This window comes from Methylomonas methanica (assembly GCF_001644035.1).
Taxonomy (GTDB): domain Bacteria; phylum Pseudomonadota; class Gammaproteobacteria; order Methylococcales; family Methylomonadaceae; genus Methylomonas; species Methylomonas methanica_A.
This window is the reverse complement of sequence record NZ_LUUG01000044.1, coordinates 93,641-113,805: the sequence shown is the minus strand read 5'-3', so window position 1 is coordinate 113,805 and position 20,165 is coordinate 93,641. Positions and strand designations below refer to the sequence as shown.

Genomic DNA, 20,165 nt, shown 5'->3' with positions numbered 1-20,165 from the left:
GTTCAATTTGGGGGGCGGTTATAAGTCAGGCAATTGCAAAACCCACGGTTCAAGCCTTGGTTGCACAGACTGATTGCAAAATAAGCTGTTCCTATACATCAAAGGTCGAGTTTGCCATAATTCCAAGAACTGATCTTTTGGGGCATAAACATTAACAAGCGAATTTTGTTGGGGGTTTGCGGCGGTATCGCGGCGTATAAAGCGGCGGAACTGGTGCGCTTGTTGCGGAAGCAAGGCCATGAAGTTCGCGTGGTGATGACCGCCGCCGCCCGCCAGTTTGTCACGCCGCTGACGTTTCAGGCCTTGAGCGGCCATGCCGTGCATAGCGATTTGCTGGACGTCGAGCAGGAACAGGCCATGAGTCATATTCATTTGGCGCGCTGGGCAGACCTGCTACTGATTGCGCCGGCGACCGCTGATATGTTGGCGAAAATGGCGCACGGTTTGGCGGATGATTTGTTATCCACCTTGTATCTTGCGGCCGAATGTCCGGTATTCGTTGCGCCGGCGATGAATCAGGCGATGTGGGCTAAATCTGTAACCCAAGAGAATATTGCCAAATTGCAAAGCCACGGCGTGCATTTTATCGGCCCTGCGGCTGGTGAACAGGCTTGTGGCGAGCAAGGCTTGGGGCGGATGGTGGAGCCGGCCGATATTGGTCGGCAAGTGCTGGGGCCTGAACAGCCCGGCTTTCTGTCAGGCGTTAATATAGTCATTAGTGCCGGACCGACGCGTGAGCCGCTTGATCCGGTGCGTTACATCACTAACCGAAGCTCCGGCAAAATGGGGTATGCCTTGGCAGACGCAGCGCTGTCAGCTGGCGCCAATGTGACACTGGTCAGTGGTCCGGCGAGCTTAGCAGTGCCGGCCGGAGCCAAACTTATTCCGGTGGAAACCGCCCTGCAAATGTATGATGCGGTGATGACACATTGTCCGACGGCAGATATTTATGTTGGCGCTGCGGCGGTAGCGGATTACCGGCCGCAACAGTTAGCGGATCATAAGATAAAAAAAGGCGGCGACACCAGCAATATAGCCTTGGTAAAAAATCCGGATATCATCGCCGCAGTGGCTGCTTTGCAACCAAAACCCTTGGTAGTGGGATTTGCCGCTGAAACCGACGATCTGGAAAATTACGCCAAACACAAGCTGCAAACCAAAAACCTGGACCTGATCGCCGCGAATTGGGTGGGGCATGCTGAAGGCGGTTTCGAGAGTGATCGCAACGCCTTGCAAGTATTTTGGCCGGGTGGTCAACAAATCCTGCCGATGACCGATAAACATACTTTAGCCGCACAGCTGCTTAAACTGATAGCCGAGAAATTGCATGAAAAAAATCCAGTTAAAAATTCTTGATCCGCGTTTGGGCCAGGAGATTGCTTTGCCCGCCTACGCCACGCACGGTTCGGCGGGACTGGATTTGCGCGCCTGCCTTGATCAAGCCTTGACCTTGCAGCCAGGCGAAACGGCCTTGATACCCACCGGTCTGGCTATTCATCTCGAAGATCCACATTTGGCGGCGGTATTGCTGCCGCGCTCGGGACTGGGGCATAAGCATGGCATCGTGCTGGGTAATTTGGTGGGTTTGATCGATTCGGATTACCAGGGACAGATTTTTATCTCCTGCTGGAATCGCGGCAATAGCGAGTTTACCGTTGAGATAGGCGAGCGTATCGCGCAAATGGTGTTTGTGCCGGTTGTGCAGGCCGAGTTTGAGTGTGTGGCCGAGTTCGACGAAAGCCATCGCGGCAGCGGCGGTTTTGGACATAGCGGCCGGCACTAAGCGGAGCCGCGACGGATGGGACGCATATTTAGTATAGTTGCCGGCATCGCGGCGCTGATGGTGTTATTGGCCGGCGGCGGCGCCTATTGGTTTTCGGCGGCTCAGGTTAGGGAAACCCAACAAACCAGTACCACTGCGATTGCCAGCGGTATGACAGTCAGCATCGTCAGCCAGATCGAGACGCTACAGCGGGTCATCGATGGTCTGGCACAGGCGCCGGATGTGGTGACGGTACTTGCCGGCGATATTCACAATCAAGCGGCGTTGGATAATGTCGCTGGTAGACTACAGAACACGATTCCGCAAGCGATGCGCGTGCGCTTGCTGCCGGCGACGGTCAGCGAGCCGGATCTTAATCAGGTGCCTAACATGGGCTTTGCCGATTTGGAGATGGTGCGCGCCACGCTGACGACCAAGCAAAAGCCCTTCGTGCAAGGCGAGGGCGAGCATCGGCATTTGGCGATGACGGCTGCGGTTAGTCAAAATCAGCAGGTAATTGGCGTGATTTTGGTTAGTTTAAAGCCGGATTTGTTGCAGCAGTTGATCACCAAGACTACCGTCGGCAGTGGCTATGTGGAGATCAAGCAAGAACAGGCCGTATTGGCCAGTGTCGGTATGCCGGAGTTCAAGGACGACGAGCCGCAAGTGATGCCACTGACTAACAGCCGCTGGTCGTTGGAGCTTTCCATAGGTGGCGGCACCAGTGCCGGCGACATCATTTTATTTTCCTGCATTATCTTGATTCCCGCCTTGTTAGGTTCTTTGGCGTTTTTTGTCGGTTATCGTAAATTGGCCGATTATCTGCATCACGATCAAAGCAGTATTTTAAAGGCCGCCAAGGACATGATGACCGGCAAGCAGGTTGGTCACTATCCGGTGCAGCTCGATGAAATGCGGCCGATCATTTCTACCTTGGCCCAGTTCAAACGCATCCTGGAACAAGAAAAAAGCCCGAGTAAAGCACCTGACGAATTGGGCGAATATGACTTTTTCGACGAGTCGTTCGACATCGATTTTATCGAAGACTCGCCCAAAACAGCCGAACAATATGCCAGTGTGCCGGTGAGCCTGGGCACGGCGCCTATCAGCATGGCCCAGCAGGCGCCGCTTAGTGCGGCTGCTCCCACCGAGAAATCGGCACCCGTAGCGATGCCCGCTGCCGTGCCGACGGCGGAGGAGTCATTTGCCGATATTTTCCGCACTTATGATATTCGCGGTATCGTCGGCAAGGGATTGACCGCGGAAACGGTGCGAAATATCGGTCGGGCTTTGGGTAGCGAGGCCAGGCAGTTGAATATCAAGACTATCGTCATGGGCCGGGACGGCCGGCTCTCCAGCCCGGGGTTGGCGGATGCCTTGGCAAAAGGCATTACCGAAGCAGGTTGCGATGTGTTGAACATCGGCCTGGTGCCGACGCCGCTGCTGTATTTTGTCACCCAGCACAGCGAAGGCCGCAGTGGCGTGATGATTACCGGAAGCCACAATCCAGCAGACTATAATGGCCTTAAACTGGTTTTGAACGGCGAAACCTTATCCGGCGACAAGATTCAACAACTGAAAAAACGTATCGAAGCCGGCGATTTTAGCGACGGTGCTCCAGGTTCCATCGAGCTGAATAGCTTATTCAGTAACGAATATATCGGCATGATTTCCGACGATGTGCATTTGGTCAGGCCGATGAAAGTGGCTGTCGATTGCGGCAACGGCGCAGCCGGACAGTTGGCGCCCATTCTGTTGCGTACCATGGGTTGCGAAGTGATCGAGTTGTATTGCGACATTGACGGCAATTTTCCCAATCATCATCCCGATCCCAGCAAGCCGGAAAATCTAGCCGATCTGATTAAGGCCGTGCAGCATTACGAGGCTGATATTGGTGTAGCTTTTGATGGCGACGGCGACAGAATCGGCGTGGTCGATTCCGGCGGCAAAATTATTTGGCCGGATCGGCAAATGATGCTGTATGCCCGCGATGTGCTGGCGAATAAACCGGGAGCCGAAATTATTTACGATGTGAAGTGCTCGCGGCATTTGCACGATCAAATCGTTAAACGCGGCGGACGGCCATTGATGTGGAAAAGCGGCCATTCGCTGATGAAAGCCAAGCTCAAGGAAACCGCAGCGGCACTGGCCGGCGAGATGAGCGGGCATATTTTCTTTAACGACCGTTGGTTCGGTTTTGACGATGCCTTATACGCCGCTGCGCGGTTGATCGAAATTTTGTCCGGCGATATGCGCAGTAGTAGCGATGTCTTTGCCGATTTGCCGGACAGTATCAATACGCCGGAGCTGCATGTACCGATGGCCGAGGGCGAAGGCGTCCGCTTTATGGAGCAGCTATTCAGCCAGGCCAAGTTTAAAGATGGCAAGATCATCAATATAGACGGTATGCGCGTCGAATTTGCCGACGGCTGGGGTCTGGTCAGAGCCTCCAACACCACGCCGGTTCTAACCGTGCGTTTCGAAGCGGATAGCCAGGAAGCGATGCAACGTATTCAAGCTCAATTCAGGCAGCTGCTGCTGCAAATCAAACCCGACATCAAACTACCTTTTTAATTGTTAGCGATCATGAAAGAAAATAACGCGCACCAGATTGCCCACGTTCTTATCGAAGCCTTGCCGTATATTCAAAAATTCAAGGGCAAAACCGTTGTGATTAAATTCGGCGGCAATGCGATGGTCGACGATGCCTTGAAACACAGTTTCGCCCGCGACATCGTCTTGATGAAGCTGGTGGGAATTAACCCCATCGTCGTGCACGGCGGCGGTCCGCAAATTGGCGACTTGTTAAAACGCTTGGGTAAAACCTCCGAGTTTATCGACGGTATGCGCGTTACCGATAGCGAAACCATGGATGTGGTGGAAATGGTGCTGGGCGGCCTGGTGAATAAAGAGATCGTGAATATGATCAACATGCAGGGCGGCAAGGCCGTGGGTTTGACCGGTAAGGACGGTAATTTCATCCATGCTCGTAAAATCAACATGACCAAGGCCGGTGCGACCTTGGAGGATGCGCCGGAAATTATCGATCTGGGGCATGTCGGCGAAGTCAGCAGCATCGATCCGGCGGTAGTAGAAATGTTGGGTAACAGCGACTTTATTCCGGTGATCGCGCCGATTGGCGTGGGTAAGGATGGACACTCCTACAATATCAATGCGGATCTGGTGGCCGGCAAGGTTGCGGAAGTGTTAAAAGCCGAAAAGCTGATGTTGTTGACCAATATCCCCGGCATTATGGACAGACAGGGTAATTTGCTGACTGGCCTGACCTTAACCGATATTGATAATCTGATCGCTGACGGCACGATTTCCGGGGGGATGATTCCGAAAACCCGCTGCGGTACTGATGCGTTAAAGGGCGGCGTGACTAGTGTGCATATCATCGACGGTCGGGTCGAGCACGCGGTGTTGCTGGAGCTGTTCACCGATCAGGGAGTCGGTACTTTATTGCTGCGCCGCTAAGCTGGATTGAATAAAGGGGGCAAAGGCTTGGCGAATGCTCTGCGCCTTTGCTCCTGAACATAATTCGTTGCCTATGCTGGATTGGCGGCAGCGGATATCCAGAAATATCTGCAAAGTGTTGTTACGCTCTAGTAGCGATACCGACAAGCTTAAATCGTCGTCTTTCTGTGGCGCTGCGCGCATGATCAGTTTCTCGCTTTCCACGTCTTGACCGGTGGTGGAGTGAGTCGCGACAAACTCACCGGCGATTTTCCAGGCTTTTTCGCATTGCCCGGCGTCCTGACAGACAAACAGGCCTAGCTCGTTGCTGGCGTTACTGGCCGCTAAGCTGTCGCCGTTGACCGGTTTTCCGTCGGTGTTGTTGGCTTGGGTGAGGAATTGAAAGCGGGCTATGTCGGCTTTGAATTCTTTTTCGCTGTTTTGTCTGTCCTGTTGGTGGCGCAAAAGTTCTTGTTTGCCCGCTTCTATCTGTTGTTTGCTGGCGGCAATATCCGCCAGTAATTTCGGCGGGATCTTGCTGCCGCCACGCTCAAGATTGGCGGCTTGTTGCTGTTGCTGCTGCAATTGCTGTTGAATACGCTCGATATTGCCTTCAATCACTTTTTGTCCGGCATCGAAGGACGCCATTTTATTGGTCAAGGCCTTATTCATATCTTCGATGCCACGAAACGTGCTTAACAGTACTTTGTCGTTGGCGTTTTGCCTGGCAATGATCTTTTCCTGTTCCTTACGTAGCGCATCCAGCCGCTTTTGCTGGGCAATTTGCTCGGCGGTTTTGGCTTTTTCCAGCACGTCGAGCACGCGGGCTTTCTCGCTCAATGTTTCCCGTTTGTGTTTTACCTGGTCGGGCGGCACTTGGTCGGAGAAATAGACGTTACCGTTTTCATCCACCCAACGATACATTTTTTTTGCATATGCCGGCTCGCCCATTGCCAATAGCAAGGCTAGAGCGACAAAAGATGTTCGTTTAAAGGCGACATGTTGCATGGCAATACCAGTCTGGCGCCTAGCCCAGCAGACTAACCAATTGATGCAAGGGCGGTAAAATCATCATTTTTGCCAGTTGCAACAATACCAGCGCCACCAGCGGCGATAGGTCTATTCCACCCATGTTCGGCAGCACTTTGCGGCACACGTTCAGCAGCGGATCGGTCAAACTGTACAAAATCGACGAAGCGGAGCCATAACTGCCGGGGGCGAACCAGCTGAGGATGGCACCGGCAAAAATGGCGTAAACGAAAATATCGATCAGCATTTTCAATAAGTCGGTAAACGACAATAGCGTCAATGCCACAAAACTGACCGATAAGCCTTTGATAGCCAGTATCGAAAAGTTGGCGACTATTTGCAGCAACAACGCCAGCACTAGGGAAGAGCTATCTATGCGACCGATGGAAGGAATGAAGCGACGCAAAATCCGCAACGGCGGATGGGTGATTTTCACCAGAAATTGCGAAACCGGGTTGTAAAAATCGGCCTGGGTCCATTGCAACAAGAAGCGCAAGGCCACCGCCAAAATATACAACGAAAACAGCGTGTCGATCAGGAACACTATTGGGTCGGTCATGTAATTGCTGCCCATTAGTCGGCTCCCAGTTGTTTTGACATTTCAATCGAGCGGTCTTTGGCGGCGTGTAAGGCTTTTGCAACCAGTTCGACAAAGCCGTTTTGGACAAACGTTTCTATGGCTTGTTGAGTGGTACCGCCCGGTGAGGTGACTCTGGCGCGCAATTGGGCGGGTGATTCGGACGATTCCAGCGCGATTTTGGCGGCGCCCAGAGCTGTTTGCTGAATCAGCAGTCTAGCGGAGCGTTCGTCCAGGCCCAAGTCCAGGGCGGCTTTTTCCATTGCTTCCATCAGCAGAAAAAAATAAGCCGGCCCGCTGCCCGATACCGCGGTCACGGCGTCGAGTTGGTTTTCGTCGTTTACCCACAAGGCCAAACCGACCGCGCGCAGAATATTTTCGGCTAGATCTTTTTGTTCGTCGTCTACATTCGCGTTGGCGTGCAATGCTGTTGCGCCGGTTTGCACCAGTGCGGGCGTATTAGGCATACAGCGCACGATAGCGACCTCGCTGCCCAGCCATTTGGATAGACTTTGCTGGGAAATGCCGGCGGCAATCGATACTACCAGCACATTTTTTTGTTTCAGACAGGGCGCGATTTGCAAAGCCACGTCACGCAGTATTTGCGGTTTAACTGCCAGCACCACCACTTCGACTTCGTTAATGACTGTCTCATTACTGGCGGTAGTATTGACATGAAGTTGATCGGCGTGAGCCTGCAAAGTGGCGGGCGCGGTATCCGACACCCAGATCTGCTGCGGTGAATGACCGCTGGCAATCAAGCCGCTGATTAGACTGGTCGCCATGTTGCCGCCACCAATAAAACCGATTGTTTTTGTTTTCATAGCTTACTGATTATTATGTTGAATCGTTACGGAAACCGCTGTTTGCGGTGCATTCTACATGACAATGGTGGCGCCGCAGAGAATCTCAAGTCGTTACGGATTTTTGCAAGCCGATATGGCGAGGGCGGATGCCCAACAATACCAGCGCCGAACTGTAAATCAAGATTGCCAAGCCGATTGTCATTCCCAGGTGCAGGCCGCGTTGCGAGGCGCTCCAATCCAGCCAAAGCGTGACATCGACAAAATAATACAAGAACGCCGACATAATTGCGTTGGCTGCCACAATCCGCAGAATGTATAACAGCCACTGTTCGCTAGGGCGGTAAATTCGAGTTTTTAGCAGACTAAGCAACAGAAGTAGCGCGTTTAGGTAAGCCGACAAAGTGGTTGCCAGGGCGATGCCGGCATGCGCGAACGGAAATGCCAACAATAGGCTTAATACTATATTTGCGACGATGGAATGCATGCCAAAACGCATCGGCGTTTGCGTGTCCTGGCGCGAGGTGAAGCCTGGAACCAAGATCTTGATCAGCATGAATGCCAATAAACCTAGTGCGTAAGCCATCAGGCTTTTGCCCGCCATATGCACATCTTCGCTGCCAAATTCGTTATATTGAAATAGCGTCGATAGCAAGGGTTCGGCCAACAGTGTTAAGCCCAAAGTGGCCGGCAAGCCTATCAATAATACCAATTTCAGGCCCCAGTCCAACGCCTTGGAAAAGGCCATGGCATCCTCAGCAGCATGATTCTCGGACAATCTGGGTAAAATGACTGTTGCAAGCGCCACACCCAAAATACCGAGCGGAAACTCCACCAACCGATCCGAATAATACAGCCAGGAAACGCTGCCGGAGGTCAAAAACGAGGCGACCAAAGTGCCAAACAGCAAATTAACTTGCACCACCGAGACTCCAAAGATTGCCGGAAGCATCTGTTTTAGTATGCGCCGCACCGCCGGGTCTTGATAGCCCCAGCGCGGCCTCGGCAGTAAACCCAGACGCAATAGTGCGGGGATTTGAAACAGCAATTGCACCATCCCGGCGCCGAATACTCCCCACGCCAACGCCATAATGGGTTGTGCCATTAACGGCGAAACCCAGATCGCTGCGCCTATCATGCAGATATTCAAAAATACCGGGGTCAGGGCCGGAATCGCAAATTTACCGCGGGCGTTCAAAATCGCGCCGGCGAACGCAACTAACGTAACGAAGAACAAATAGGGGAAGGTGATGCGGAGCATTTGTACAGCCAGTTCGTACTGGCCGCCTTCCCATAGAAAGCCCGGTGCAAATACCATGATCAGCAGCGGGGCGGCAATTACGCCTGCCAGCGAGATTAGCATCAATAGGACCGTCAAAGTGCCGGCAGTCCGGTCTATAAACAGCTGCAATGCTTCGCGGCTGCCTTTTTCGTTATAATCCGTCAGCGCCGGCACAAAAGCTTGGGCGAACGCGCCTTCCATGAACAAGCGGCGTAGGAAGTTCGGAATTCTGAACGCTACGAAAAAGGCATCGGTGGCCATGTTAACGCCGAAAATGTTGGCAAACAACATGTCCCGTACAAAACCCATGATCCGTGAAACCATGGTCATACTGCTAACGATTGCGGTAGATTTAAACAGCTGCTTGCTCACTGCAGGTCTCAGGTTGAGTTTGGAAACACTAAAAATTTGACAATCATAGCATCCAAAATGATAATACGCGGTTCCAGATTAACTCAAAAGAACTGATAGACTATGGCTAATTCACCACAAGCTAGAAAAAGAGCGCGTCAGGCTGAGAAAAGCCGTATTCGCAATGCCGGACAGCGAAGCAACTTACGCACTTTCGTAAAAAAAGTGATCGCCGCTGTTAGAGCAGGCGATAAAGAGCAAGCTCAAGCCGCGTTTAAAACCGCTGTTCCTGTAATCGATTCGGCTGTTAACAAAGGCCTGATCCATAAAAATAAAGCCGCTCGCAGCAAAAGCAGACTTAACGACAGATTGCGCGCGATGGCTTGATCTCGACCCAAAGTCGATAGATCAAACAAGGCCTATGCAACAGTTGTTGCTTGGGCCTTTTTTATGTGCGGAGATTTTCTCTTGCGCAGATACCCGATACTTTGGTTCCCTAGTCTTTACTTAATCAAAGCTTGTTGGCTTTCTCATGACTTTTTGAGGCAAGTTGCTTGCGGCGCGCGGACAAGCTGCTAATCTGATAGCTCTCAGCTTATCAGTCCAGAAGGTACTGTCATGAATAACCAAGACCAAGCCAAACTTCGTTGGGGCATTCTCGGTGCTGCCCGTATCAACGAGCGCCTGTTGCCGGCTATAGTTGAAGCGTCCAACGCAAAGCTGGTCGGCATAGCCAGCCGTCGGCCCGGAGCCGCAGCGCAAACCCTCGCTCAATACGCTCCTTGCCATCCGGAAACACAGAGTTACGATAATCTGGATGCATTGCTAAATGACGAAGATGTGCAGGCTATCTACTTGCCGATGGCCAATCATGAGCATGCGGAATGGGCTTTACGGTCCATTGAGCACCGTAAGCATGTGCTGTGCGAAAAGCCGATGGCCTTGACGGTAGAGGATATTGACGCGATTGAAACAGCCGCGCGCCGCTACCGGGTGACCGTGATGGAAGGTTTTATGTACCGCTTTCATCCGCAGCACGCCCGTGTACTGGAATTGATCCGGTCCGGTTTAATAGGCGAAATCCGTTCTGTGCGCGCCAGCTACTCATTTATGATGCGTCAGGCCCGGATGTATCGCTTGGCTGAGGATGTCTCGCGCGGCGGCGGGGCGATGTGGGATATCGGCTGCTATGCGATCCATTCGTTACGCATGTTCTTTCAACAAGCACCACGCAGCGTCACTGCCTTATCTAAATATGCCGAAAGCGGTGCCGATATTACGACCAGCGGTATTCTGGATTTTGGCGACGGAAAATTCGCGCATTTCGATTTCAGCTTCGAACGCGCCAGACGTTGCGAATATGAAATCGTTGGTACCCAAGGCGGAATCAAATGTCACGTGGTATGGCAGTTGCCAGGGGATGTACCGGTAATTTCCTGGTGGACCGAAGACGGTCGGCAATCAGAAGAGCGCTTGCCTTTCGCGAATCATTTTCGTTTGGAAGTCGAGCATTTCAGCGATTGCGTATTAAACGGCAAGGATCCGCAGTTGTCGTTCAGCGATGCCCGTGATAACTGTCGGACCATCGTTGCCGCGTTGCAATCAGCCGCCGAAGGGCGGGTGATCAAAATTTGATTTCGCAGAATATCTTTTCGGCGACATGGCTTATTTCCTGCGGAGGTTGATGTGATCGGCATTCGGATGTTTTACAAGTGTCGCTCCGGTGTGTTGGTCGCTTTGACATTGGCGGCGTCATGCCTATTTCAGATCGAGGTAGCGTTTGCCGCAGATGCTGTAGCCGCTAGGAAGGAATTGCAGCAAATGGGCACCGAATATACCGAGTCCCAATTTGCAACATCTGCCGGTGCGGACGATATGCTTGCTGTAAAGTTGTTTCTGGATGCCGGTATGGATGTGAATGCCGGAGGTTCGGCTGCGCTGGGATTGGCCGCCGGTAGAGGGCAGTTGGAAATGGTCAAGCTTTTGCTGGCAAGGGGCGCTAAGTCTTCAGCCAATGCCTTGCAGTTTGCCCGTACCCGAGGGCACAAGGAAATTGAGGATATTTTGGTTCAGGCTGGGGCACAGGAGTAGTCGCAGGAAGCCGGGCTAGATTGAGTCCAACCCGGCGCTCAGAACTACATTTATTTGCTAAAAGTCAGGCCATCGTTAGCGACATCGATTTTAATCACATCCCCCGGAATAAAGCGGCCTGACAAAATTTCATTAGCCAGCGGATTTTCCAACTGCCGTTGTATGGCTCGTTTTAGCGGACGCGCACCATAAACCGGGTCGAAGCCTGCTTCGCCAAGTAAATCCAGCGCTGTTTCGCTGACTTCCATACCCATGTCTTTTTCTTGTAAACGTTGGTGTAGCAACTCGATCTGTATTTTGCAGATCGCACGGATTTGGCCTTGACCGAGCGGATGGAAGACTACGGCTTCGTCGACCCGGTTGATGAATTCCGGGCGGAAATGCTGGCCGACGATTTCCATCACCGCATCCTTCATCTCTAAGTAATTATCTTCCCCAGCTAATTCCTGAATTACGCTGGAACCCAGGTTCGAAGTCATCACCACCACGGTGTTTTTGAAGTCCACCGTACGGCCCTGTCCATCGGTTAAACGGCCGTCATCCAGTACTTGCAGCAATACGTTAAATACGTCGTTATGGGCTTTTTCGATCTCATCCAGCAGGATGACCGAATACGGTTTGCGGCGTACGGCTTCGGTCAGATAGCCGCCTTCCTCATAGCCAACATAGCCGGGAGGTGCGCCGATCAAGCGAGCCACCGAATGTTTTTCCATAAATTCGGACATGTCGATGCGCACCATCGCTTCTTCGGTGTCGAACATGAACTCGGCTAAAGCCTTACATAATTCGGTTTTGCCGACGCCGGTCGGGCCAAGGAACAGGAATGAGCCGTTGGGACGGTTCGGGTCGGACAGGCCGGCGCGGGAGCGGCGGATGGCGTTGCTCACCGCTTTTAGTGCTTCGGTTTGCCCAATCACCCGTTTGCTAAGCTCATCTTCCATGCGCAGCAATTTCTCGCGCTCGCCCTCCATCATTTTGGATACTGGGATGCCGGTCCATTTCGAGACCACTTCAGCGATTTCCTCTTCGGTGACTCTGCTGCGCAGCAAGGTGGTTTCCTGCATCTCCGCTTGCGAAGCCAAATCCAGCTCTTTTTCCAGCTTGGGAATTTCGCCGTATTGCAGTTCGGACATGCGCGCGTAGTCTTGGCTGCGGCGGGCCGCTTCCAGTTCCAGGCGGGCATGTTCCAGATTCTCCTTTATAGTGGCGGTGCCTTGCAGTGCGGCTTTTTCGGCCTTCCAGATTTCGTCCAGGTCTGAGTATTCTTTCTCCAGATCGGCGATTTCAACTTGCAATATTTCCAGACGCTTTTTCGAAGCCGCGTCGGTTTCGTTTTTCATGGCCTCGCGCTCGATTTTCAGCTGTATCAACCTACGGCTGAGTTTATCCATGGCCTCTGGCTTGGAGTCCATTTCCATGCGGATTCGACTGGCGGCTTCATCAATCAAGTCTATGGCTTTGTCCGGTAACTGCCGGTCGGAAATGTAACGGTGCGACAGCACCGCAGCGGAGACAATGGCCGGATCGGTGATTTCGACGCGGTGATGAATTTCGTAACGTTCTTTCAAACCGCGTAAGATGGCGATGGTGTCTTCGACGCTAGGCTCGTCGACCAGCACTTTTTGAAAACGCCGTTCCAATGCCGCGTCCTTCTCGATGTATTGCCGGTATTCGTCCAGCGTGGTGGCGCCGACACAATGCAGTTCGCCGCGGGCTAGAGCTGGTTTCAGCATGTTGCCGGCGTCCATCGCGCCTTCTGCCTTGCCGGCACCAACCATAGTATGCAATTCGTCGATGAACAAGATGATTTGGCCTTCCTGTTTGGCAACGTCGTTCAGCACCGCTTTCAAGCGCTCCTCGAATTCGCCGCGAAACTTGGCGCCGGCGATCAGTGCGGCCATATCCAGCGACAGCAACTGCTTGCCCTTGATCCCTTCCGGCACTTCGCCGTTGACGATACGTTGCGCTAGGCCTTCGACGATGGCGGTCTTACCGACGCCGGGTTCGCCGATCAGCACTGGATTATTTTTGGTTCGGCGTTGCAAGACCTGGATGGTGCGGCGGATTTCGTCGTCGCGGCCAATCACTGGATCGAGTTTGCCTTGCTCGGCGCGTTCGGTCAGGTTGATGGTGTATTTTTTCAGAGCCTGGCGTTGGTCTTCGGCATTGGCGTCATTGACGTTTTGGCCGCCGCGCATGTTTTCTATGGCTTTTTCCACAGCGGATGCGGTGACGCCGGCCTGTTTCAGAATTTTTTGCAGGGAACTGCTGGCTTCCAGGGCTGCCAGCAAAAATAATTCGCTGGAAATGAACGCATCCTTACGCTTCTGCGCCAGTTTGTCGGTCAGGTTCAACATCCGCGACAGCTCGTTGGAGATTTGCACGTCGCCGCCGGACCCGGAGACGCTGGCCAGGCGGTCGATTTCCTTGCTTAGCTCGTTACGCAACGCGTTGACCTGAATGCCGACCTGCATCAGCAATGGCTTGATGCTGCCGCCTTCCTGGTCGATCAGCGCCAACATCACATGCACGGGCTCTATGAATTGGTGATCCTTGCCCAATGCCATGCTTTGCGCGTCGCTGAGCGCTTGTTGAAATTTACTGGTTAATTTATCCATTCGCATGCTGCGTACCTCATTTGGAATATAAATTGTGTTGCCGCAGAGATGGGGCGCTACTTGGCGCTTTTCAAGCGAAGACTGACGGATAATTCCACTATTTTTCGGATGAAATTATTGCTGTTGATTCGTGGATTAGGATGGACATCGTTGGTAGCCTTGATAAATGTTTCAAAGTACAATGTCGCCGCTCAGATAACAGATGTTGAGGGATTATGGCCGTTGCTAGTCAGCAGGTCCGGTTGTCAATATTGTCGGTCTGCGTAACCATTAGTTTTATTTTGTAGGAGTTTTAGAAATGGCAACAGGCACTGTAAAGTGGTTTAACAATACCAAAGGGTTTGGATTTATCGAGCCTTCCGAAGGCAAGGAAGATGTTTTTGTACATCATTCCGTTATCAAGGGCGAAGGTTTTAAAACTTTGTCTCCAGGCCAGTCGGTTCAATTCGATATCGAGTCCGGTCCTAAAGGTTTGACTGCCGCGAACGTCCTGCCCAGATAAGCGTTAACGGTTACGGGTAAAAAGGCTCTTGCTTGCAAGGGCCTTTTTTATGCCCGCAACAATCTGGAATTTTCGGTTAACGGTAATATAACCAAGCTATAATGCAGCCATCCCTCCCTTTTCGGCGTAACTGACCATGGCACGCGAATTTTCTTCTTTAAAACAAATGGATACCCCTGTCAAAGTGCTGTTTACCGGCTATTTGACTACCGTGGCGGTCGGCTATCTGATGGCCTTGATCCAAATTCTGTTTACTCACGGTATGGCTGACGGCAAGTTCGGCTTGTCGATAGACGATATTGTCTACAGTTATTACGGCAACCGCTCCGGAACGATGCTGGAAACTCAATTAAACGGGGCAATGAAAGAAAACGCTTCGGAGCAGGAACGTTTTACCATCATCCAATGGGTGCGCGATGGTGCTGATCAGGATGATTTCGTCGATCGCGGCGTCGATAAAATCATCGAGAATCGTTGCGTGATGTGCCATAACAAGGATGCGTCCATCCCCAACTTAAGTGATTTCAAGGTGTTGAAGGAGTACACTAAGGAAGACGAAGGCGCTACGTTCAGTTCGCTGACGCGGGTTTCGCATATTCACTTGTTCGGCATCAGTTTTATCTTCATGTTTGTCGGTCTGATTTTCAGTTTTTCGGAAACCAGTACCATAAAGTACAAATGTATCGCGATCGGCATGCCGTATGTGTTTCTGCTGGTGGATATATTGTCGTGGTGGTTGACGAAGCTTGATCCGATATTCGCCTGGCTGGTGATTGTGGCTGGTGGTGGCATGGCAGTGTCGTTTGCATTTATGTGGACGGTGTCCGTCGCGGAAATGTGGTTGTTTGAAAGGGTGTTTCTGGGTGCCGACGGTCAGCCTAGACCGCAGTGGAGTACGATAGTCGAAGCCAAATTTAAGCAGATTGGCGGAGAAGCTGCGGCTAAAAAGTTCGTTGAGTTACTGAAGCAAGCCGGTGTTTATGCTTGGTCGAAATTTCAGAGCCAAGGTCTGCCGTTTTTGAAAGATCTGTACGTAAAAATAGTCAAGAAAGACAAATAGTTACCTAAGTGTGACTGGGTAGGCAAAACGGTGTTGAGAAGTTAAAGTTCCGCGCTTGGCAAGCCGATAACAGGAGCGCTATGATGCAAACTCGATTTGCAGGAGGTGTACCATGATTAGCAATGTACTGAATAGCGCAACCACTCTGATCAGCAATGCTCAGCAAAAAGCCAGTACCGCCGCGCAAACCATCGCGAATTTGCCGGTGCAAGCTCAGGAAGTCGGCGGCTCAAAAGATGTTGGTTCCGCCGATTTGTTCAAACCGGTGTTGAGCCTGAAAGAAGCTGAGCTGGAAACCTCAGCTGGCGCCAAAATGATCAAGGTTCATGAAAAAACGGTCGGTTCTCTTCTCGACGTTATTGCCTAATGGCTAACGCTGACATCATAGCCCAGCGCTTTGATGTCAGCGGCAAATGCATTCATCTCTTCAATATCCATTCTTTCCAACTCGTCTGCTTCGGTTTGGAACGATTGTCTGGCCACGCTGTAAAGCATGATTTCTTGCAGTTTAATCTTACTAACCCGTAATTCCTGCAAAAGCGCTAAATAGGCCTGCTTTTCGCTGTCAGACCACGCTTGCCGATAATGCAGCATGCAGGTTTGTAATTTGGTGGGGCATAGGCCAGTGGCAATCTTTAGGTGTTCCAATAACTTTTGCTGACTTTGGCCGGTGTTGTTGATCAGCTTGCGGCCCTGTTCCGTCGCGCTGTCCAGCTTGAACCATAGTTCGCCATTGTATCGAGCCAATTCCGCTAAGCCTGCTTGTACTGTTGATTGGTGTATTAAACTGCCATTGCTGATCAAGACGAATTTGCTGGCCGGAAATACGCATGGTTCCGTGGCGATCTCGCCGATCAGATGCACTGCTTTATCGAAATCTATCAAGCTGGTCGGTTCGCCGTTGCCGGAAATGGCGATATCCTTGATAACGCGTTGGTCGATTTCTACGTTGAATTGCTCGAAAAAATCGCCGTGTTGCACGTAATCCAGAAAGAAACGCAGCTCCTGCTCCAGCAAGGCAAAATCCATTTCCGGTGCGTTGCCGCGCTGTAACTCCGGTACTTGGCAATAAATGCAACGCCAGTTGCAGGCATTGTTGGGATTGAAATTTACCCCAATCGACAAACCGCCCGCACGCCGAGAGATGACCGGGTACACATATTTCAGGCCGGCAACGTTACGGTTGTGATTGGTAGTGGTGAGTATCGGTTTCACTTGAGAGACGCCGCGCAAACCGTAACCGGTTTACGCGGCAATGGGTTAGATTCGGACCAGCACTTCGCCGCGTCCGGTTTCCGCCATGTCGCCGCCGTAACGCTGCACGCGGTTAAACGCTGCACTACTGTCGGCAAACCGGGAGTTGAAGGATTTGAACGATGCGAACAGTATGGGCAGGAAGGCCAAGGTATGCGAGCCGCAGTCGTTAAAGGTTGCCGATAATTGCGGCTGATTCCACAGCAACAAGGTGCCGCGCCGCATCGCATAGCCCAGATAGCGGCCGGTATTGCCCATCACCGCAATAGTGCCTGCCAGCATGCGCGAGCCGCAATAATCGCCGGCATTGCCTTCGATCAAAATCTGGCCGCGACGCATGTGGTCGCCGGCGCGCTGGCCGACATTGCCTTTCACCAACACCGTGCCGCCTTTCATGCCTTGTTTGTTACCGGGTAGTGCACCGCCGAGAAAATCGCCGACATCGCCGTCAATTTGCAACAAGCCGTTTTTCATTTCGCATGCAGTGTATATGCCCGCATCGCCGCTGACGTTGATCGTGCCCGATTTCATTTGCATGCCCAGATAAGCGCCGGCGTCGCCTTGCACGCTGATGCTGCCGCCGTCCAGTTCCTTGCCGATGAAGTCCAGCTTGTTATTGCTGTAGGCGATGATAATTTCCTGGGTATTCATGCCGGTAATGTAGAAAAGCTCGTCGACCCGGCGGCGGCTTTTGCCGTTTTGTAGTTCGATCGCGGCAATGGCATCCACATCCATACCTTGCAGCTTTTGACAAACCAGCGGCGACATGTCGATACGCTGGTCGGTTGGCTGTTTCAGGGTAAAGGTTAACGCGCTCATGCCATGATCTCCTGCAAATGAAAGTGGAACGGGCCCAATTTGCCGCCGTAGTTGCCGGCGCTGATACGCTTGATGCCCTTAGCCGCACCTAGATCGCAAACCGCTTGAATACCGACGCGCATGGCTTTGTCGATGTCTTCCTTACTTAAGCCGTCGATGACGATTTCCATCACCGATTCGATTTCCGGCGACAAATCGGTTTTGGTCACGCCTTTTAAAGTTGGGCAGAAGGCGTCGTTAGTGGAAGCACCCAATGATGCATACTTGGAGCCAACCTTTGAGCCGGAGCGCACGACGCCACCGGGAAAAGGCATAATCACATTCGGAATTTTCCGCATTTCCTCAATCGCCGCTTCGCAGGCCGCCAAGGCTTGCGGTTGCGATTCGGCCAGTACCAGAAAATTGCCGCCGCCGACCGCATCGACCATGCCGGTGGTGGCTTCGGTCAGAAACTCGCCGTCCATAACCGGTACCCGCCAGTAACGTTTGCTGCCGATTTTCTTGGCAATTTGAAAGCCGTCGCCGAAGTAGCGCAGATTTTTGCCTAGCGGAATCGGCTTGCCGCCTTCGATGCCGGCAAACAAAGCTGAAGTCGGTGAGGTTAATACGCATTGGCCTGCGCGGGTTTCCAATTGCTTGGCTAGGCCTTTGCCGCCCATCGCGTAAATCATGATAGCCACACCGGGGCGGCCGTCCGGCGTTTCGGCCGGGCTTAACACCCTTTCGATGCCTGCCTCGCAACCGCAAGCAATCACGGATGTGGCAAAGCCGGTCATTGCTTGCGCGGAAATCATCGCCCATTTTTCGTTCTGAGCCGTAATAATCGCCCGCGTCGCCTTCATCGGGAAGGCCTCGGCAAAGGTTTTGTCGATGGTAACGCCATTGATGATCATGCTGCACCTCGCAACGGATGTGCCGTCAAACTGCCGCGTCCGTCTTCGCTAATTTCGTCGTCGCTGATTTTAAAGTTGCCGAGTTTCATGGTCAGGTATTTGTCGAAATAAGGTTTGAGGTCTTTTTCGATGGATAGATCGTAGTCGGGTTTGACGATGTGCGTTGTGCCCCAAGTGACTTTTACCACTTCGCCGTCTTTCACTACCAGTTCGCCGTCTTTGAACACATAATCCGGTTTGGTGAACATGGTTTGGCGGTCGGCGTTTTCGGTGTAAACGGTGATGTCGGCCCAGTTGCCTGCACTCAGCGCGCCACGGTCTTTCAAGCCGATGATGCGGGCGGCGCCGGCGCGGGTCATGATGGCGATTTCGTTCAAAGTGTATTCGCGCTCGATAGATGCCAACGTGGTCATCTTCTGTGCTTCCGGATGGATGGTCGCCAGCATGTCGTTGCGGAAGCTGCGGTCCATCAGCAAGCGGATCAAATGCGGATAGCTGGTGAAGGGCGCACCGTTGGGGTGGTCGGTGGTCAGGAATATCCGCCAGGGGTCTTCGACCAGCAGGAAGATTTCCAATCCTATCGCCCATTGCAAGGCGTTGACGAAGTTTTGATCTTTGTATTTAAACGGTACTACGCCGCAACCTGCATCACATTCGATGTCCATGCACACCCATTTATTGGGGCTGGCGTATTTGTGATTTGCATGCTGGCGCATGTTGTCGCCGGAGGCGGTGACGGTTTGGCCGAACAGGATTTGTCCGACGTCAGCGGTAATGTTGGGGTTGCTATTGATCGCTTCTGCAATCTGCGCCGCGCCGGAAGAGAATTTGAAATCGCCTTCGGTGCCGTAACTGTGGAACTGAATATGCGTCAAGTGCATCGGCAAACCGTCGATGCCTTGAATAGTGTTTAAGGTGGTTTCCAGGTTGCCGGGGACGCCCAGGTTGCAGCCATGCACATGCAGCGGATGAGTGATGCCCAGTTCCTGCACGGCTCTCGCCAGGGTTTGCAGGATTTGTCTGGGTGTGACGGCGTAATGGCTGTTTTGCTCGTCCAGATCCAGTTTGCGTTGGTTAAATTTAAACGCGCTAATACCGCCGGCGTTCACAACCTTAATACCGATGCCTTTGGCCGCATTCAGCGTCCAGGCCACATAATCGTTGATGGCCTTTTGATCCTTGTTGGCGGTCATCATGCGTAGCAAAAAGTCATCGCTGCCCAGCATTACGTAACCGCCCTTATCGACAATCGGCGTATCGCCCATTTCCATGTGGGCTTGGCGGGCGTTGATCGGCAGTACTGCGGGTTCGAAGCAGGCTGTGTAACCCATTTCCGCATAACGGTAGCCAGCGACGTAAGTGCTGGGCATGGCGTGACCGTTGCCGGAGCGAGTAATGGGTGTGCGATGCACCGGGTCCATGCGGTGATCTTCCGGTAACAGGGTGCGGGCGATGTTGCCTTTGCCGCCACCGATATGCGTGTGCATGTCTATCGCGCCGGACATGACCACTTTGCCGCGTAAGTCGTATTCCTGGTCGACCGGACGGCCATCTTTAGGCGCATCAACGATGCGGCCATCCTGCACGTAAATGTCTTGCTGTTGACCGTCGATGCCGCTGGCCGGATCGTAAACGGTTCCACCTGTAAGTTTTATCAGCATGTGT

At 52.5% G+C, this 20,165-nt stretch carries 19 protein-coding genes; 10 read left to right on the top strand and 9 right to left on the bottom strand.

Going from position 1 to position 20,165, the window contains the following annotated elements:
* Positions 1 to 144: 144 nt before the first annotated feature.
* From coaBC to argB, 4 genes are read left to right on the top strand one after another with little or no spacing between them, the layout of a single operon-like run.
* On the top strand, positions 145 to 1,356 hold the full coding sequence (gene coaBC / locus A1332_RS02625; protein WP_064007015.1) for a bifunctional phosphopantothenoylcysteine decarboxylase/phosphopantothenate--cysteine ligase CoaBC: 1,212 nt from the start codon (positions 145 to 147) through the stop codon (positions 1,354 to 1,356).
* The gene (dut, locus tag A1332_RS02620; protein ID WP_064007014.1) at positions 1,328 to 1,783 is read left to right on the top strand and encodes a dUTP diphosphatase; all 456 of its coding nucleotides are present in this window, start codon (positions 1,328 to 1,330) and stop codon (positions 1,781 to 1,783) included. Before coaBC ends, dut begins: the two co-directional genes overlap by 29 nt.
* Before the next feature lie 15 nt (positions 1,784 to 1,798).
* Positions 1,799 to 4,336 carry a phosphomannomutase/phosphoglucomutase gene (locus A1332_RS25855; protein ID WP_064007013.1) on the top strand — a complete coding sequence of 846 codons (2,538 nt, stop codon included), beginning with the start codon at positions 1,799 to 1,801 and terminating at the stop codon, positions 4,334 to 4,336.
* Between the two features lie 12 nt (positions 4,337 to 4,348).
* Positions 4,349 to 5,242 carry an acetylglutamate kinase gene (gene argB / locus A1332_RS02610; protein ID WP_064007012.1) on the top strand — a complete coding sequence of 298 codons (894 nt, stop codon included), beginning with the start codon at positions 4,349 to 4,351 and terminating at the stop codon, positions 5,240 to 5,242.
* Here argB and A1332_RS02605 read toward each other — a convergent pair.
* The 4 genes from A1332_RS02605 to murJ form a co-directional block, all read right to left on the bottom strand.
* A complete protein-coding gene (locus A1332_RS02605) occupies positions 5,225 to 6,229 on the bottom strand; it encodes a DUF4124 domain-containing protein (protein ID WP_082879493.1) in 1,005 nt (334 codons plus the stop codon). The two genes, argB and A1332_RS02605, sit on opposite strands and share 18 nt — an antisense overlap.
* A gap of 19 nt (positions 6,230 to 6,248) precedes the next feature.
* Entirely contained in the window at positions 6,249 to 6,824 is a 576-nt protein-coding gene (locus A1332_RS02600) for a YggT family protein (RefSeq protein ID WP_064007011.1), read from the bottom strand.
* A complete protein-coding gene (proC, locus tag A1332_RS02595; protein ID WP_064007010.1) occupies positions 6,824 to 7,651 on the bottom strand; it encodes a pyrroline-5-carboxylate reductase in 828 nt (275 codons plus the stop codon). Before proC ends, A1332_RS02600 begins: the two co-directional genes overlap by 1 nt.
* A gap of 85 nt (positions 7,652 to 7,736) precedes the next feature.
* Complete coding sequence (gene murJ / locus A1332_RS02590; protein ID WP_082879492.1) at positions 7,737 to 9,284, bottom strand: murein biosynthesis integral membrane protein MurJ; 1,548 nt, start codon at positions 9,282 to 9,284, stop codon at positions 7,737 to 7,739.
* Between the two features lie 102 nt (positions 9,285 to 9,386).
* Between murJ and rpsT the strand changes: the two genes are divergently transcribed.
* From rpsT to A1332_RS02575, 3 genes are all read left to right on the top strand, one after another.
* Positions 9,387 to 9,650 (top strand): 30S ribosomal protein S20, encoded by a 264-nt coding sequence (gene rpsT / locus A1332_RS02585; RefSeq protein ID WP_020483383.1) that lies wholly within the window; start codon positions 9,387 to 9,389, stop codon positions 9,648 to 9,650.
* A 231-nt stretch (positions 9,651 to 9,881) separates the two neighbouring features.
* Positions 9,882 to 10,898: a Gfo/Idh/MocA family protein gene (locus tag A1332_RS02580; RefSeq protein WP_064007009.1), complete on the top strand. Its 1,017-nt coding sequence runs from the start codon at positions 9,882 to 9,884 to the stop codon at positions 10,896 to 10,898.
* 51 nt (positions 10,899 to 10,949) lie between these two features.
* Positions 10,950 to 11,354, top strand: coding sequence for an ankyrin repeat domain-containing protein (locus A1332_RS02575; RefSeq protein ID WP_231890192.1), 405 nt, complete (start codon positions 10,950 to 10,952; stop codon positions 11,352 to 11,354).
* A gap of 50 nt (positions 11,355 to 11,404) precedes the next feature.
* On the opposite strand, the gene clpB is transcribed toward A1332_RS02575, so the two are convergent.
* A complete protein-coding gene (gene clpB / locus A1332_RS02570) occupies positions 11,405 to 13,978 on the bottom strand; it encodes an ATP-dependent chaperone ClpB (RefSeq protein WP_064007008.1) in 2,574 nt (857 codons plus the stop codon).
* Positions 13,979 to 14,270: 292 nt separating this feature from the next.
* On the opposite strand from clpB, the gene A1332_RS02565 reads away from it, so the two are divergent.
* The 3 genes from A1332_RS02565 (at position 14,271) to A1332_RS02555 (ending at position 15,901) form a co-directional block, all read left to right on the top strand.
* Positions 14,271 to 14,474, top strand: a complete 204-nt coding sequence (locus A1332_RS02565) for a cold-shock protein (protein WP_020483379.1) — start codon at positions 14,271 to 14,273, stop codon at positions 14,472 to 14,474.
* Positions 14,475 to 14,610: 136 nt separating this feature from the next.
* Positions 14,611 to 15,534 carry a hypothetical protein gene (locus A1332_RS02560; RefSeq protein WP_064007007.1) on the top strand — a complete coding sequence of 308 codons (924 nt, stop codon included), beginning with the start codon at positions 14,611 to 14,613 and terminating at the stop codon, positions 15,532 to 15,534.
* A gap of 112 nt (positions 15,535 to 15,646) precedes the next feature.
* Positions 15,647 to 15,901 (top strand): hypothetical protein, encoded by a 255-nt coding sequence (locus tag A1332_RS02555; RefSeq protein WP_064007006.1) that lies wholly within the window; start codon positions 15,647 to 15,649, stop codon positions 15,899 to 15,901.
* On the opposite strand, the gene A1332_RS02550 is transcribed toward A1332_RS02555, so the two are convergent.
* The 4 genes from A1332_RS02550 to A1332_RS02535 are packed head-to-tail and all read right to left on the bottom strand — an operon-like array spanning position 15,898 to position 20,161.
* Positions 15,898 to 16,749, bottom strand: coding sequence for a radical SAM protein (locus tag A1332_RS02550; protein WP_064007005.1), 852 nt, complete (start codon positions 16,747 to 16,749; stop codon positions 15,898 to 15,900). The genes A1332_RS02555 and A1332_RS02550 overlap by 4 nt on opposite strands.
* Before the next feature lie 45 nt (positions 16,750 to 16,794).
* Positions 16,795 to 17,607 carry a formylmethanofuran dehydrogenase subunit C gene (locus tag A1332_RS02545; RefSeq protein WP_064007004.1) on the bottom strand — a complete coding sequence of 271 codons (813 nt, stop codon included), beginning with the start codon at positions 17,605 to 17,607 and terminating at the stop codon, positions 16,795 to 16,797.
* Positions 17,604 to 18,500, bottom strand: a complete 897-nt coding sequence (gene fhcD / locus A1332_RS02540; protein WP_064007003.1) for a formylmethanofuran--tetrahydromethanopterin N-formyltransferase — start codon at positions 18,498 to 18,500, stop codon at positions 17,604 to 17,606. Before fhcD ends, A1332_RS02545 begins: the two co-directional genes overlap by 4 nt.
* Positions 18,497 to 20,161: a formylmethanofuran dehydrogenase subunit A gene (locus tag A1332_RS02535; protein WP_064007002.1), complete on the bottom strand. Its 1,665-nt coding sequence runs from the start codon at positions 20,159 to 20,161 to the stop codon at positions 18,497 to 18,499. Before A1332_RS02535 ends, fhcD begins: the two co-directional genes overlap by 4 nt.
* Positions 20,162 to 20,165: the final 4 nt, after the last annotated feature.

Excerpts from the sequence above, each read along its gene's own strand:
- A1332_RS02580 (WP_064007009.1), top strand. The coding sequence starts at position 9,882 with ATGAATAACCAAGACCAAGCCAAACTTCGTTGGGGCATTCTCGGTGCT.
- rpsT (WP_020483383.1), top strand. The coding sequence starts at position 9,387 with ATGGCTAATTCACCACAAGCTAGAAAAAGAGCGCGTCAGGCTGAGAAA.
- A1332_RS02555 (WP_064007006.1), top strand. The coding sequence starts at position 15,647 with ATGATTAGCAATGTACTGAATAGCGCAACCACTCTGATCAGCAATGCT.
- A1332_RS02545 (WP_064007004.1), bottom strand. The coding sequence starts at position 17,607 with ATGAGCGCGTTAACCTTTACCCTGAAACAGCCAACCGACCAGCGTATC.
- argB (WP_064007012.1), top strand. The coding sequence starts at position 4,349 with ATGAAAGAAAATAACGCGCACCAGATTGCCCACGTTCTTATCGAAGCC.
- A1332_RS02535 (WP_064007002.1), bottom strand. The coding sequence starts at position 20,161 with ATGCTGATAAAACTTACAGGTGGAACCGTTTACGATCCGGCCAGCGGC.
- proC (WP_064007010.1), bottom strand. The coding sequence starts at position 7,651 with ATGAAAACAAAAACAATCGGTTTTATTGGTGGCGGCAACATGGCGACC.
- fhcD (WP_064007003.1), bottom strand. The coding sequence starts at position 18,500 with ATGATCATCAATGGCGTTACCATCGACAAAACCTTTGCCGAGGCCTTC.
- clpB (WP_064007008.1), bottom strand. The coding sequence starts at position 13,978 with ATGCGAATGGATAAATTAACCAGTAAATTTCAACAAGCGCTCAGCGAC.
- A1332_RS02605 (WP_082879493.1), bottom strand. The coding sequence starts at position 6,229 with ATGCAACATGTCGCCTTTAAACGAACATCTTTTGTCGCTCTAGCCTTG.
- A1332_RS25855 (WP_064007013.1), top strand. The coding sequence starts at position 1,799 with ATGGGACGCATATTTAGTATAGTTGCCGGCATCGCGGCGCTGATGGTG.
- A1332_RS02565 (WP_020483379.1), top strand. The coding sequence starts at position 14,271 with ATGGCAACAGGCACTGTAAAGTGGTTTAACAATACCAAAGGGTTTGGA.
- dut (WP_064007014.1), top strand. The coding sequence starts at position 1,328 with ATGAAAAAAATCCAGTTAAAAATTCTTGATCCGCGTTTGGGCCAGGAG.
- A1332_RS02560 (WP_064007007.1), top strand. The coding sequence starts at position 14,611 with ATGGCACGCGAATTTTCTTCTTTAAAACAAATGGATACCCCTGTCAAA.
- A1332_RS02600 (WP_064007011.1), bottom strand. The coding sequence starts at position 6,824 with ATGGGCAGCAATTACATGACCGACCCAATAGTGTTCCTGATCGACACG.